The sequence below is a fragment of the Phenylobacterium sp. genome (assembly GCF_041916435.1).
Taxonomy (GTDB): Bacteria; Pseudomonadota; Alphaproteobacteria; order Caulobacterales; family Caulobacteraceae; genus Phenylobacterium.
Window position 1 is genome coordinate 928,943 of sequence record NZ_JAYRZM010000001.1, and the last position, 12,960, is coordinate 941,902.

Genomic DNA, 12,960 nt, shown 5'->3' on the forward strand with positions numbered 1-12,960 from the left:
GAGCCCGCCACACCTTTCGCGCCCTCTCGTTTCGGGCGATCCGCCCGCGGACCGCTCCAAAGATCGCGCATGAACGTCGTCGTCGTCGAAAGCCCGGCCAAGGCCAAGACCATCAACAAATACCTGGGCTCGGACTTCACCGTCCTGGCCTCGTACGGCCATGTCCGCGACCTGCCGGCCAAGGACGGCTCGGTGCGTCCCGACGAGGACTTCGCCATGTCCTGGGACGTGGACGCCAAGTCGGCCAAGCGGCTGAGCGACATCGCCGAGGCGGCGAAGAACGCCGACCGGCTGATTCTGGCCACCGACCCCGACCGCGAGGGCGAGGCCATCTCCTGGCACGTGCTGGAGGTGCTGCAGAAGAAACGCGCGCTGAAGACCGCCAAGGTCGAGCGGGTGGTGTTCAACGCCATCACCAAGACCGCCGTCACCGAGGCGATGAAGCATCCGCGCCAGATCGACATGGAGCTGGTGGACGCCTACCTGGCCCGCCGCGCCCTGGACTATCTGGTGGGCTTCACCCTGTCGCCGGTGCTCTGGCGCAAGCTGCCGGGCTCGCGCTCGGCCGGGCGCGTGCAGTCGGTGGCGCTGCGCCTGATCGTCGACCGCGAGATCGAGATCGAGCGGTTCAAGACCCAGGAGTACTGGACCGTCGAGGCCGACGTCTCGGCCGGCGCCGACCCGTTCCTGGCGCGCCTGGTCAAGCACCAGGGCAAGCGGCTGACCAAGTTCGACCTGGGCAGCGAGGCCTCGGCCCAGGCGGCGCAGGCGGCGGTGAAGGCGGCCGAGTTCCGCGTCGCCTCGGTGGAGAAGAAGCCCGGCCGGCGCTCGCCGCCGCCGCCCTTCACCACCTCAACCCTGCAGCAGGAGGCCGCGCGCAAGCTCGGCTTCTCGGCCCAGCGCACCATGCAGGCCGCCCAGAAGCTCTACGAGGGCGTCGACATCGGCGGCGAGACCGTCGGCCTGATCACCTACATGCGGACCGACGGCATCCAGTCGGCCCCCGAGGCGATCGAGGAGGCCCGCCAGGTGATCGGCGGGATCTACGGCAAGGAGTACGTCCCCGAGAGCGGACGCATCTACAAGACCAAGGCCAAGAACGCCCAGGAAGCGCACGAGGCGATCCGCCCGACCAGCCTGGCGCGCAATCCCGGCTCCCTGCGGCTGGATTCGGACCTTGGCCGGCTCTACGAGCTGGTCTGGAAGCGCATGATCGCCTCGCAGATGGAGGCCGCGCGCATCGAGCGCACCACCATCGAGCTGGAGAGCGCCGACGGCCAGACGGGCCTAAGGGCCACCGGACAAGTGGTGCTGTTCGACGGCTACCTGGCCGTCTACGAGGAAGGCCGCGACGACGCCGAGGACGAGGAAGGCGGCCGCCTGCCGGTGGTGCGCGAGGGCGCCGACGCCAAGGTGCTCGCCGCCCGGGCCGACCAGCACTTCACCGAGCCGCCGCCGCGCTATTCGGAAGCGAGCCTGGTCAAGAAGATGGAGGAGCTGGGCATCGGCCGGCCCTCGACCTACGCCTCGATCCTGACCGTGCTGCGCGACCGCGCCTATGTGCGCATGGACAAGAACCGCTTCGTGCCCGAGGACAAGGGCCGGCTGGTGACGGCCTTCCTGGAGGAGTTCTTCAAGAAGTACGTCGAATACGACTTCACCGCCGACCTGGAGGAGAAGCTCGACCAGGTCTCGGCCGGCGACCTCGACTGGAAGACGCTGCTGCGGGAGTTCTGGAACGACTTCCACGGCGCGGTGGGCGAGATCGCCGAGCTGCGCGTGACCAACGTGCTGGAGGCGCTGAACGAGGCGCTCGGCCCGCACATCTTCCCCGACAAGGGCGACGGCGTGGACCCGCGTGTCTGCCCGACCTGCGGAACCGGGCGGCTGTCGCTGAAGACCGGCAAGTTCGGCGCCTTCGTCGGCTGCTCCAACTATCCGGAATGCCGCTACACCCGCCCGCTGGCCGTGCCCGAGGGCGAGGAGGCCGAGGCGGCGAGCGGCGACCGCGAGCTGGGCGTCGATCCGGAGACGGGGATGACCGTCTTCCTGAAGGCCGGCCGGTTCGGCCCCTACGTGCAGCTTGGCGAGGGCGAGAAACCCAAGCGCGCCAGCCTGCCCAAAGCCTGGCCGGCGGCGGCGATGGACCTGGAGAAGGGCCTGCGCCTCCTGCGCCTGCCGCGCGAGGTGGGCGCGCACCCGGAAGACGGCGGGATGATCCTGGCCGGCATCGGCCGCTACGGCCCGTTCGTGCAGCACAACGGCACCTACGCCAACCTCGAGAACGTGGACGAGGTGTTCGAGGTGGGGCTCAACCGGGCGGTCGACCTGCTCGCGCAGAAGCGGGCCGGCGGCAAGGGCCGGCGCGGCGAGGCCGCGGCGCTGAAGGAGCTGGGCGCCCACCCCGGCGACGGCCAGCCCGTGCGCGTGCTCTCCGGCCGCTACGGCCCCTACATCAAGCACGGCTCGACCAACGCCAACGTGCCCAAGGGCTCCGATCCGCAGGAGCTGACCCTGGACGAGGCGGTCAAGCTGCTCGCCGAGCGCGAGGCCAAGGCCGGGAACGGCAAGAAGAAGCCGGCCAAGGCGGCGAAGGCCAAGGCGCCCGCCAAGGCCAAGGCCGCGCCGAAGGCCAAGAAGGCGCCGGCGAAAAAAGCGGCCGGCGCCTGAGGCGAGGCTATGGCGCTGGCCCTGAAAGGCTTCACGGTCAGAGGCTACCGCTCGCTTCGCCGGATCTCCTATCCGGTGTCCCAGCTCGACGTGTTCGTCGGCGCCAACGGCGTCGGCAAGTCGAACCTGTTCCGCGCGCTGTCGCTGGCGCGCGCCGCCGCCGCCAACACCCTGGGACGCGAGCTCGCCGCCGAAGGTCTGCGTGCAGCCCTGTGGGCCGGCCCGCGGCGCAAGGACGAGCCGAGGGGGCTCGAGCTCTCGATAGATCTCGCCGCGCCGGGCAAGGCGGGCGTGTTCCGCTATGAGGCCCGCGTCGGCTATCCGCCGCCGACCGCCGGCGCGTTCCCCGAGGAGCCCCAGGTCAAGGGCGAGACCCTGAGCTACGTGACCGGGACCAGAGCCCATCGGCTGGTGGACCGCAAGGGCGCCTCGGTGATGGTGCGCCACAGCTCCGGCCGGCCGGTCGACCTGGACATCGACGTGCTGCCCTCCGAGACCATCCTCGGCCGGCTGGAAGACCCGGCCAGCCATCCCGAGCTGGACCTGGTGCGCCGCACCCTGCTCGAATGGCGCTTCTACCACGACCTGCGCACCGACCCGGCCTCGCCGCTGCGCCGGCCCTGCGTCGCAGTCGCCTCGCCGACCCTGGCGGCGGACGGCTCCAACCTCGCCGCGGTGTTCGCCACCCTGGCCGAGATCCGCCAGGACACCGCCGCCCTGGACCAGGCGGTCGAACGGGCGTTCCCAGGATCGCGGCTCGTCTGCGAAGCTGGGGCCGAGGCGCGCTTCGCCCTGGCCTCGCCCGACTTTCCGCATCGGCCGTTCGACGCTTCGGAGCTTTCCGACGGGACGCTGCGCTTCCTGGCCCTGGCCGGCGCGCTGATGGCCTATCGCCTGCCGCCGTTCGTCGCGCTCAACGAGCCGGAGACCAGCCTGCACCCGGACCTGATGGAGCCGCTCGGCGAAATGATCGTCGAGGCCGCCCGGCGCACCCAGGTCTGGCTGGTGACCCATTCGCAGCGCCTGGCCGACGTGATCGCCCGCTCCGGCGAGGGGGCAGTGCGCACGGTGGTGAAGGACGGCGGCGGCACGACGGTGCAGGGGTTGACCCTGATGCGGACCTTCCGCGACGAGGACGACTGAAGCGGCCGCATTTCACCCGCCCGTCCGTCCGCATTCCGCGCTAAGAGAGCGCGATGGCCAGACCGCCCCGCACGCCGAAGTCCGACCGCTTCGCCAAGAAGGCCGCCGCGCGCCCGCCGCAGGGCTTGCCGGACCGCGACACCCTGATCGCCTTCATCCGCGACGCCGGCGAGACCGACAAGGCCGAGATCGCCCGCGCCTTCGGCCTGAAGGGCGCCGACCGCAAGGCGCTGCGGGTGATGCTGCGCGAGCTGGAGGAGAGCGGGCGGCTCGGCAAGCGTGGACGCAAGGGCTTCGCCGAATCCGGCGCCCTGCCCCCCGTCGGCGTGGTCGACGTGGTGGAGCGCGATCCGGACGGCGAACTCCTGGTGCAGCTCGCCAAGGCGGAGGACGCGCCTCTGGTGCGCCTGGCCCCCGACCGGCGCGAGGCCGCGGCCGGCGCGCCGGGGCTGGGCGACCGCCTGCTGGTGCGCTTCGAGACCCTGGAGACTGGCGAGACCGAGGCGCGGCTGATCAAGCGCCTGGGCCAGAGCGCACACCGCGTCCTGGGGGTGATCCGCAAGGGCCGCCGGGAGGTCCGCGTCGAGCCGGTGGACCGGCGCAGCAAGGAAAGCCTGGTGCTGCCCGAGCACGAGGCCCGCGAGCTGAAGGACGGCGACCTGGTGGTGGCCCAGGTGGGGACCGCCCACCGCCGCTATGGCCCGCACATGGGCAAGCTCCTGGAAGTCGTCGGCCGCGAGGACCAGCCGCGGGCGGCCTCGCTGATCGCCATCTACGCCCACGGCATCCCGACCGGCTTTCCGGCCGAGGCCGAGCAGGAGGCCGGGGCGGCCGAGCCGCCGACGCTGTCCGGCCGCGAGGACCTGCGCGACACGCCGCTGATCACCATCGACCCGGCCGACGCCCGCGACCACGACGACGCCGTCTACGCCCAGGCCGACGACGATCCGAAAAACCCCGGCGGCTGGATCGTCTGGGTCGCCATCGCCGACGTGGCCGCCTACGTCCGCTCCGGCTCGGCGCTGGACCGCACCGCGCGGGACAAGGGCAACAGCGTCTACTTCCCCGACCGGGTGGAGCCGATGCTGCCGGAGGTGCTGTCCAACGGCCTGTGCTCGCTGCGCTATGGCGAGGCCCGCGCCTGCGTGGCGGTGCGCATGGTGTTCGGCGCGGACGGGCGCAAGCGCTCGCACCGCTTCGTGCGCGGCCTGATGCGCTCGGCCGCCAAGCTCGCCTACGAGCAGGCCCAGGCGGCGATCGACGGGACGCCGGACGAGACCACGGGGCCCCTGCTGGAGCCGATCCTGAAGCCCCTGTGGGCGGCCTACGAGACCATGAAGAAGGGCCGCGACGCCCGCTCGCCGCTGGCCATCGAGAGCCTGGAGCGCAAGATCGTCATCGGCGCCGACGGCGAGGTCGCCTCGATCACTCCGCGCGCCTCGCTGGAGGCCCATCGCCTGATCGAGGAGATGATGATCCAGGCCAACGTGTGCGCCGCCGAGAGCCTGGAGGCCAAGAAGACGCCGCTGATCTACCGGGTGCACGACGCGCCGAGCCAGGAGAAGCTGCAGTCCCTGGGCGAGTTCCTGGGCACCTTGGGCATCGCCTGGAGCAAGGGCGAGAACGTCCGCACCGACCGTTTCAACCGCCTCCTGGAGATGACCCGGGGCGGCCCGCACGCCGACATCGTCAACGAGGTGGTGCTGCGCACGCAGATGCAGGCGCACTATTCCACCGAGAACATCGGCCACTTCGGGCTGAACCTGATGCGCTACGCGCACTTCACCTCGCCGATCCGCCGCTACGCCGACCTGATCGTGCACCGGGCGCTGATCCGGGCGCTCGGCCTGGGCGACGACGGCCTGACCGAGCGCGACATCGCGCAGATGAAGGACACCGCCGAAGTGATCACGCACGCCGAGCGCCGGGCGATGGCGGCCGAGCGGGACGCCACCGACCGCTATGTGGCGAGCTTCCTGGCCGACCGGGTGGGCGCCGAGTTCGCCGGGCGCATCACCGGGGTCACGCGATTCGGCCTGTTCGTGCGGCTGGACGACACCGGGGCCGACGGCCTCGTGCCCGTCTCCAACCTGGGCGGGGAGTTCTTCATCCACGACGACCGGGCCCACGCGCTGGTGGGCGAGCGCACCGGAGCGCGCTGGCCGCTGGGCATGCCGGTGGAGGTGCGCCTGCGCGAGGCGACGCCGCTCACCGGCGGGCTGCTCTTCGAAATGCTGAGCGAGCCGGCCGCGCCCGACGCCACCGCGCCGCGCCCGCGCCTGGGCGTGCGGCGGCGGGTCGAGAGCCGCCGGGGCGGACCGCCCAAGGGCGTGCGGCGCGGCAAGCGGCGCTGACGGCGGAAGCCGCCGGCCAGGGTGACGCTAGGGCAGCCTTCCCAGCGGGCGCGGCGGGGTCATACACTTGTTTCATGACCGACACCGTGATCGCCAAGCGCGCCCCTGAGGGGCCGATCCGCCAACCCGGCGTCCGCGCCGTCCGCCCGCGCGACGCGGCCACCCTGCTCATCGTCCGGCGCGACGGGCCCAAGCCCCGCGTGCTGATGGGCAAGCGCCACGGCGGCCACAGCTTCATGCCCAACGCCTGGGTGTTTCCCGGCGGCCGGGTCGACCGCTCCGACTTCCGCGCGCCGCACGCCACCGACCTGAAGCCCGAGGTCGCGGCCATGTTCGAGGCGCACCGCAAGGGCCCGCGCGGACGCGCGCTGGCGCTCGCGGCGATCCGCGAGACCTTCGAGGAGGCCGGCCTGCTGCTGGCCAAGCCGGCGCCGCCACGGCCCGCGTCGGGGCCTTGGCGCGATTTCATTGGCCAGGGCGCCCTGCCCGATCTCTCCGCCCTGGACATCGTGGCCCGCGCGATCACCCCGCCGATGGTGGCCAAACGCTTCGACACCTGGTTCCTGATGGCGAGCGCCGAGGACCTGATGAGCCTGGAGCGCCAGGCCGACTGCGGCGAGCTGGAGGAGATCGCCTGGGTGGACTTCGACGAGGCGCTCGGCCTGAACCTGCCGACCATCACGCGCACGGTGGTCAAGGAGACCGTTCTGCGCCTGGAGGACCCTGACCGCCCCAAACCGTTCGCGCGGTTCCGCCGGGGCGAGCAGTTCACGCAGACCCACCTGTAGCGCCGCGGCGCTCAAAGAACGCCCTGCGCATTGACTTTGCGGCCGCGATTCGTATTGTCCGCGGCTCTTTCGAACATCCGCCGGCGCGATCCGCTTCGCCGGCCCCGCGAGGACCGACCATGGCGAAGCCCGCTTCCATCAAGATCCGCCTGAATTCGTCGGCGGACACCGGCTTCTTCTACGTGACCAAGAAGAACGCGCGCACCAAGACCGACAAGCTCGTGCTGAAGAAGTACGACCCGATCGCGCGCAAGCACGTCGAATTCCGCGAAGGCAAGATCAAGTAAGCGCCTAGCGCCCGATTACCCAGACAGGAAGACGCCCGGTCGCAGGACCGGGCGTTTTTCTTTTTGGCTCAAGCTCGCCTATCGCCGCTTCGCGCCGTCAACGAAGCGCTCAACCCGAACAGAGTGATGGCGAACATCACTCCGATGATCCACGTCAGGCGCAGTTCGCGGCCGCCGGCAGCCGACCCAGCTTCCAGAACGCCCTTGTAGTGGCCGAAGAACGACATCCAGAACATCGCGCAGGTAAAGCCCCATCCGGCCGTAAGAACGTGGCTCGTTCGGCGGCGAATGGTGAACATGCCCCCAGCGACAAGGAGTGCGGCGGCGACGTAGTCGACGACCCAGAAGGGCCACCACTCCCAATCGCCCCAGTTTCTCACGACCTCGAGAACGCCTAGCGCAAGGCCGAAGACCACCGCGGTCCAAGCTGAAATTCTCAGCACTTCTCCACCCTCCCTTCGGAAGGAGGAGCCTACACCACTTCTGGCTGTGGGGCGCGACTCAGGCCGCGCGGGCCACCACGCGGTTGCGGCCGGCGGCCTTGGCCTCGTAGACGCCCTCGTCGGCGCGCTTGAGCAGCGCCTCGGGGCGGTCGGTCGGGCCGGAGGTGGCGGCCACGCCGATGGAGATGGTCACGGTGAGCAGCTCTGCGCCGCCCATCACCCGGAAGGGCGAGCCGGCCACGTGCAGCCGGATGCGTTCGGCGATGCGCTCGGCGTCGGACAGGCGCGTGTCGGGCATGACCACCACGAATTCCTCGCCGCCGTAGCGGCACGGCAGGTCGATGGCGCGCACGTTGGAGGCCAGGCGCACGGCGAACTCGCGCAGCACCTCGTCGCCCACGTCGTGGCCGTAGCCGTCGTTGATCTTCTTGAAGTGGTCGATGTCGATCAGCAGGCACGCGACCGGATCGCCGCCGTGGGTCGCCCGGCGCACCAGGGCCTCGAGCTGGCCGGTCATGTAGCGGCGGTTGTGCAGGCCGGTGAGCTGGTCGGTGACGGCCAGCTCCAGCGACTGGTCGAGGTTGTCGCGCAGATAGTCGGTGTAGCGCTTGCGCCGGATCTGGGTGCGCGCGCGGGCGGCCAGCTCCTGCGGGTCGATCGGCTTGGCCAGAAGGTCGTTGACGCCGATCTCCAGCGCCTTGACCAGGCGCGGACGCTCGTCGAAGTCGACGACGGCCAGCACCGGCAGGTGGCGCGTGGCCTCGTCGGTGCGAAGCTGGGCGGCGAAACGCAGGCCGTCGAAGCTGCGCGCCGTGGCGTTGACGATCACCAGGTCCACCGGCCCGCGGGCGGTGAGCAGGGCCTTGTCGACGTCGCTCTCGATCACCGGGCGGTGCTCGACCGCCAGCTCGGAGGAGACGCGCTGGGCCTGGCGCTCGTTGTCGTCGACGATCAGCACCCGCCCGCCCGAGCCGCCCAGGCGCGAGGCCGCGCCGGCGATCACGCCCATGCGGCGGCCCGAAGCCTCGCGCTCGCGCAGCTCGTCGATCACCATCTTCAGGCGGGTCAGGCTGCGCACGCGGGCGAACAGCATGACGTCGTCGATCGGCTTGGTCAGGAACTCGTCGGCGCCGGCCTCCAGGCCGGCGATGCGGTCGGCGCGGCCGTCGAGGGCGGTGACCAGCACCACGGGCACGTGCCGCGTCTCCGGATCGTCCTTCAGCCGGCGGCAGACCTGGAAGCCGTCCATGCCCGGCATCATCACGTCCAGGAGGACGATGTCGGGCTTTTCCTTCGCCGCCAGGGCGAGCGCGGTGGGACCGTCGTAGGCCGTGAGCACCTCGTAGTACTCCGCCGTCAGCTTGGCCTCCAGCAGCCGGACGTTGGCTTCGATGTCGTCGACGACGAGGATACGGGCGGACATGACGGCTAGCCCAGCAAGCGGCGGATGGTGTCCAGGAAATGCGAGACCGAGATCGGCTTGGAGATATAGGCTTCGCACCCGCCTTCGCGGATGCGCTCTTCATCGCCCTTCATGGCGAAAGCCGTCACGGCGACGACCGGAATGCTGGCGAGCTGCTCGTCTTCCTTGAGCCACTTGGTGACTTCGAGGCCCGAGATCTCAGGAAGCTGAATATCCATGAGGATCAGGTCCGGACGATGCTCGCGAGCCAGCGCGAGCGCCTGCAGCCCCTCGCGGGTTTGCAGGGTCACGTAGCCCTGGGCGTCGAGCAGATCATGAAAGAGCTTCATGTTCAGCTCGTTATCCTCGACGATGAGGACCTTCTTGGCCATTGTCGTCCCGACGATGCTTATGATCGGGCGGCGAATCGAGCGCCGGCCCCACCTTCATTCGGTTTGATCGCACGGATATCCTTAAACCAGCGTTAGCCGCAAAGGACCTGCATTGGCACACCTCGCCGCACCCGCCCCGGACGCCCGGGCCCCGGACATCGCCACCCTCGGCCTGGATCCGCAGCGCCCGCTGGTGATCGTCGACGTGGACGAGGTGCTGGGCCTGTTCATGGAGGGCTTCGGCAGGTTCCTGGAGGAGCGCGGCCTGGAATTCCGGGTCGATCGCTTCGCGCTGTTCCAGAACATCTACCGCCCCGGGGAGACCGAGCACCTGGATATCGCCGAGGGCAAGCGGCACTACGACGATTTCTTCCGCTACGGCGCCGGCGACATGGAGCCCGCCCCGGGCGCGGCCCGGGCGCTGGCCGACCTGGCCCGGCAGGCCGGCGTGCTCATCCTCTCGAACGCCCCGGCGCAGGCCAGGCTCGCCCGCTCGCGCTGGCTCGGCCGGCACGGCCTGGACTATCCGCTGATCCTGAACAGCGGGCCCAAGGGGCCGCTCGCCTCGGCGCTGGTGCGCCAAATCCACGGGCCGTCCGCCTTCATCGACGACCTGATTCCCAATCTGGATTCGGTGGCCGAGGCCGCGCCGCAGGTGGCGCGCTTCCAGATGGTCGCCGACCAGCGCCTGCGCGACCTGGCGCCCAGCGCGCCAGAGCGGCACACGCGGATCGACCAGTGGCCCGAGCTTTCCGAGGCCGTGGCCGAAACCCTGCGGCGCGGCGCACGCGACGCCGCCTGAAACGGAACAAATCGAGTATATAGAGTCGCATGATCCGCATCGGCGTGGATTTCGGCGGCACCAAGATCGAGGCGGCGGCCCTGGACGCCCAGGGCCGCTTTCTCGCGCGGGTCCGCGCGCCGACGCCGCCCGGCTACGACGAGGGGCTGGAGGCCGTGCGCGGCCTGGTGGACGAGGCCGAGCGGCAGGCCGGCGCGCGCGCCACGGCGGTGGGCGTCGGCGGACCGGGCTCGCCCTCCCCCGCGAGCGGGCTGATGCGCAACGCCAACTCCACCCAGCTCAACGGCCGCCCGTTCCCGGCGGACCTGGCCCGCGCGCTGGGCCGGCCGGTGCGCTACGCCAACGACGCCAACTGCCTGGCGCTGTCGGAGGCGACGGACGGCGCGGGTCGGGGCGCACGGGTGGTGTTCGCCGCGATCCTGGGCACCGGCTGCGGCGCCGGGATCGCCGTGGACGGCCGGCTCGTGGAGGGACGCAGCGCCGTGGCCGGCGAATGGGGCCACATGCCCCTGCCCTGGCCCTCGGACGCCGAGCATCCGGGGCCGGCCTGCTGGTGCGGGCGGCGGGGCTGCCTGGAGCTGTGGGTCTCCGGGCCCGGCCTGGCGCGAGACCACGGCGCGGGGCTGACGGCCCTGGAGGTTGTCGAACGCGCCGGACACGGCGACGCGGCCGCCGCCGCCGCGCTGGACCGCTACGTCGAGCGCCTGGCGCGCGGGCTGGCGGTGATCGTCGACGTGATCGACCCGGACATGGTGGTGCTGGGCGGCGGCATGTCCAACGTCTCCGCGCTCTATGAGCGCCTGCCCGACGCGATCGCCCCGCACGTCTTCACCGACGCCTGCGAGGTGACGGTCCGCCCGGCGCTGCACGGCGATTCCTCGGGCGTGCGCGGGGCGGCCTGGCTCTGGCCGCTGGAGGCCGCGCCGTGAGGGCGTTCTGCCGCGACTGCTTCCATGTGGGCGAGCCGGCCAGGCGGTGCGCGGCCTGCGGATCGCCGCGCATGGTGGTCCACGAGGAGCTGGGCCGGCTCTCCATCGCGCACATGGACTGCGACGCCTTCTACGCCTCGGTGGAGAAGAGAGACCGGCCCGAGCTGCGCGACCAGGCGGTGATCGTCGGCGGCGGCAAGCGCGGGGTGGTGACCACCTGCTGCTACATCGCCCGGATCTCGGGCGTGCGTTCGGCCATGCCGATGTTCCAGGCGCTGCGCGCCTGCCCGCACGCCGTGGTCATCAAGCCGGACTTTCCCAAGTACCGCGCCGAGAGCAAGCGGATCATGGCGCTGATGGCCGAGCTGACGCCGCTGGTGCAGCCGCTGTCGCTGGACGAGGCCTGGATGGACCTGTCGGGCACCGAGCGGCTGCACGGCGCGCCGCCGGCCCTGACGCTCGCCCGGCTGCAGGCGCGCATCGAGGCGCAGATCGGCATCACCGTCTCCATCGGCCTGGCGCCCAACAAGTTCCTGGCGAAGATCGCTTCGGACCTGGACAAGCCGCGGGGCTTTTCAGTGATCGGCGCGGCGGAGGCGCAGGCGTTCCTGGCGCCGCGCCCGGTGAACATCCTGCCCGGCGTCGGCCCGGCGATGGTCAAGTCGCTCAACGGGGCCGGGCTCTTCACCGTGGGCGACCTGGCGCGGGCCGAGGCCAAGCGGCTGGGCGAGCTCTTCGGCGCGCACGGCCTTCGCCTGCACGCCCTGGCGCACGGGCGCGACACGCGGCCGGTGGACCCGGACCAGGCGCGCAAGGCGATCAGCTCGGAGACCACCTTCAACGAGGACCTGAGCCGGCCAAGCGACCTGGAGGACAAGCTCGCGCCGCTCTGCGACAAGGTCGCCCGCCAGGCGCGGGCGGCGGGCGTGGCCGGCCGGGTGGTGACGCTGAAGCTGAAGACCGACGACTTCAAGACGGTCACCCGCCGCCGGGCCCTGCCCGTGCCGACCCAGACCGCCAAGACCCTGTTCTCGGTCGCGCGCGAGCTGCTGGCCGGCGAGGCGACCGGCCGGCGATGGCGCCTGATCGGGGTCGGGGTGACCGAACTGGTCGATGCGGAGGCGGTGGAAGGCGACTTCTTCGCGGGCGACGAGCGCCGCGCCCTGGCCGGGGAGCGGACGATGGACTCGATTCGCGCTCGATTCGGCTCGGACGCCCTCACTTCGGGCCGCGCTTTGCGCGCAAAGGCTCGATTCAGCGATTGAGCGCGGTTGGCTCATTCCTTTACGGGTGTGCTAAAAACGATCACGGAACGGTGGTCTACGCCCTCGCGACGATTTCGACCCTTCCAATACCGACTTATTTCCATATCTAATTCCAACGAGGCGGGGCGAACGCCCAGCCAGGAGACCCGTTCGATGGCCGAGCGCAAGCAAGGTGATCAGGCGACAGGCGTCAGATCGGCGGTTGTCACTCAGACCAAGCCGAAGACGCAGAAGCCGTCGATGTATCGCGTTCTGTTGCTGAACGACGATTACACGCCGATGGAATTCGTCGTGTACGTGCTTGAGCAGTACTTCAACAAGTCGCGCGAAGACGCGACGCGGATCATGCTGCATGTCCACCAACATGGGGTCGGCGTGTGCGGCGTGTTCACATATGAGGTGGCGGAAACGAAAGTAGCTCAGGTGGTTGATACCGCCCGCCGGCATCAACATCCCCTTCAATGCACCATGGAAAAGGATTGAGA

General features: G+C 70.6%; 12 protein-coding genes. 9 read left to right on the top strand and 3 right to left on the bottom strand.

All coding sequences use genetic code 11. The annotated features are described in order from the left end of the window. The first annotated feature begins 69 nt into the window (after nt 1-69). From topA to rpmG, 5 genes are all read left to right on the top strand, one after another. The gene (gene topA / locus ACE3TA_RS04555; protein WP_374570894.1) at nt 70-2,670 is read left to right on the top strand and encodes a type I DNA topoisomerase; all 2,601 of its coding nucleotides are present in this window, start codon (nt 70-72) and stop codon (nt 2,668-2,670) included. A gap of 9 nt (nt 2,671-2,679) precedes the next feature. Continuing rightward, nucleotides 2,680-3,813 (top strand): AAA family ATPase, encoded by a 1,134-nt coding sequence (locus ACE3TA_RS04560; protein WP_374570896.1) that lies wholly within the window; start codon nt 2,680-2,682, stop codon nt 3,811-3,813. A gap of 53 nt (nt 3,814-3,866) precedes the next feature. Further along, nucleotides 3,867-6,167, top strand: a complete 2,301-nt coding sequence (rnr, locus tag ACE3TA_RS04565) for a ribonuclease R (protein ID WP_374570898.1) — start codon at nt 3,867-3,869, stop codon at nt 6,165-6,167. Between the two features lie 74 nt (nt 6,168-6,241). Continuing rightward, the gene (locus ACE3TA_RS04570) at nt 6,242-6,955 is read left to right on the top strand and encodes an NUDIX domain-containing protein (protein ID WP_374570900.1); all 714 of its coding nucleotides are present in this window, start codon (nt 6,242-6,244) and stop codon (nt 6,953-6,955) included. 119 nt (nt 6,956-7,074) lie between these two features. Next, nucleotides 7,075-7,242, top strand: a complete 168-nt coding sequence (rpmG, locus tag ACE3TA_RS04575; protein WP_111529313.1) for a 50S ribosomal protein L33 — start codon at nt 7,075-7,077, stop codon at nt 7,240-7,242. 68 nt (nt 7,243-7,310) lie between these two features. Here the strand turns inward: rpmG and ACE3TA_RS04580 are convergent, their stop codons facing one another. From ACE3TA_RS04580 to ACE3TA_RS04590, 3 genes are read right to left on the bottom strand one after another with little or no spacing between them, the layout of a single operon-like run. Beyond that, nucleotides 7,311-7,685 carry a hypothetical protein gene (locus ACE3TA_RS04580; RefSeq protein WP_374570904.1) on the bottom strand — a complete coding sequence of 125 codons (375 nt, stop codon included), beginning with the start codon at nt 7,683-7,685 and terminating at the stop codon, nt 7,311-7,313. Nucleotides 7,686-7,743: 58 nt separating this feature from the next. Then, nucleotides 7,744-9,108: a PleD family two-component system response regulator gene (locus ACE3TA_RS04585; protein ID WP_374570907.1), complete on the bottom strand. Its 1,365-nt coding sequence runs from the start codon at nt 9,106-9,108 to the stop codon at nt 7,744-7,746. 5 nt (nt 9,109-9,113) lie between these two features. After that, nucleotides 9,114-9,479 (bottom strand): response regulator, encoded by a 366-nt coding sequence (locus ACE3TA_RS04590; RefSeq protein ID WP_374570910.1) that lies wholly within the window; start codon nt 9,477-9,479, stop codon nt 9,114-9,116. 112 nt (nt 9,480-9,591) lie between these two features. On the opposite strand from ACE3TA_RS04590, the gene ACE3TA_RS04595 reads away from it, so the two are divergent. The 4 genes from ACE3TA_RS04595 (at nt 9,592) to clpS (ending at nt 12,958) form a co-directional block, all read left to right on the top strand. Beyond that, the gene (locus ACE3TA_RS04595) at nt 9,592-10,281 is read left to right on the top strand and encodes a hypothetical protein (protein WP_374570912.1); all 690 of its coding nucleotides are present in this window, start codon (nt 9,592-9,594) and stop codon (nt 10,279-10,281) included. A gap of 29 nt (nt 10,282-10,310) precedes the next feature. Then, a complete protein-coding gene (locus tag ACE3TA_RS04600; RefSeq protein WP_374570915.1) occupies nt 10,311-11,210 on the top strand; it encodes an ROK family protein in 900 nt (299 codons plus the stop codon). Further along, nucleotides 11,207-12,475: a DNA polymerase IV gene (locus ACE3TA_RS04605; RefSeq protein ID WP_374570917.1), complete on the top strand. Its 1,269-nt coding sequence runs from the start codon at nt 11,207-11,209 to the stop codon at nt 12,473-12,475. Before ACE3TA_RS04600 ends, ACE3TA_RS04605 begins: the two co-directional genes overlap by 4 nt. Nucleotides 12,476-12,628: 153 nt before the next feature. Further along, entirely contained in the window at nt 12,629-12,958 is a 330-nt protein-coding gene (clpS, locus tag ACE3TA_RS04610) for an ATP-dependent Clp protease adapter ClpS (RefSeq protein ID WP_374570920.1), read from the top strand. The last annotated feature ends 2 nt before the right edge of the window (nt 12,959-12,960 follow it).

Bases quoted from the DNA above. Each gene is read 5' to 3' on its own strand.
- ACE3TA_RS04585 (WP_374570907.1), bottom strand. From the start codon at position 9,108: ATGTCCGCCCGTATCCTCGTCGTCGACGACATCGAAGCCAACGTCCGG.
- clpS (WP_374570920.1), top strand. From the start codon at position 12,629: ATGGCCGAGCGCAAGCAAGGTGATCAGGCGACAGGCGTCAGATCGGCG.
- topA (WP_374570894.1), top strand. From the start codon at position 70: ATGAACGTCGTCGTCGTCGAAAGCCCGGCCAAGGCCAAGACCATCAAC.
- ACE3TA_RS04560 (WP_374570896.1), top strand. From the start codon at position 2,680: ATGGCGCTGGCCCTGAAAGGCTTCACGGTCAGAGGCTACCGCTCGCTT.
- rnr (WP_374570898.1), top strand. From the start codon at position 3,867: ATGGCCAGACCGCCCCGCACGCCGAAGTCCGACCGCTTCGCCAAGAAG.
- ACE3TA_RS04590 (WP_374570910.1), bottom strand. From the start codon at position 9,479: ATGGCCAAGAAGGTCCTCATCGTCGAGGATAACGAGCTGAACATGAAG.
- ACE3TA_RS04600 (WP_374570915.1), top strand. From the start codon at position 10,311: ATGATCCGCATCGGCGTGGATTTCGGCGGCACCAAGATCGAGGCGGCG.
- ACE3TA_RS04570 (WP_374570900.1), top strand. From the start codon at position 6,242: ATGACCGACACCGTGATCGCCAAGCGCGCCCCTGAGGGGCCGATCCGC.
- rpmG (WP_111529313.1), top strand. From the start codon at position 7,075: ATGGCGAAGCCCGCTTCCATCAAGATCCGCCTGAATTCGTCGGCGGAC.